Below are 471 nucleotides of genomic sequence, written 5' to 3'. Positions count from 1 at the left end.
AACTACCGGTTCCGCGAGGACATCGGCTTCTACATCCTGTCGACCCGTATGATGGCGCCGGCCATCGTCGCCATCCCGATCTTCTTCCTGTTCCGCCAGCTTGGCCTGCTCGACTCGGTCTGGGCGCTGATGCTGGTCTATGCGGCGATCAACCTGTCGCTGGTGACCTGGATCATCCGCTCCTACATGCTCGACATTCCGCATGAGATCGAGGATGCGGCCCGCACCGATGGCGCGTCCGACCTGCGCATCCTGGTGTCGATCATCGTGCCGATGTGCCTGCCGGGCATCATCACCGCTGCGGTGATCGCCGTCATCTTCGCGGTCAACGAGTTCCTCTTCACCCTGCTGATCGCGTCGACCAAGAACGCCTACACGCTGTCCGTGGCGCTGGCCAATTTCACCGGCGGGTCCGACGGCATCATCTACAACGCGATCGCGCTTGTCGCCTTCCTCGCCTTCGTGCCGATC

At 62.4% G+C, this 471-nt stretch carries 1 protein-coding gene; it reads left to right on the top strand.

The features are described from left to right. Nucleotides 1-471 (top strand): carbohydrate ABC transporter permease (locus EOA29_RS39905; RefSeq protein ID WP_145970182.1); only part of this gene is annotated, 471 nt, incomplete at both ends.

It is taken from the genome of Mesorhizobium sp. M1E.F.Ca.ET.063.01.1.1 (assembly GCF_003998155.1).
Lineage (GTDB): Bacteria > Pseudomonadota > Alphaproteobacteria > Rhizobiales > Rhizobiaceae > Mesorhizobium.
Note: the sequence above shows the minus strand (reverse complement) of the source record. Positions and strands in the feature narration are given on the sequence as shown.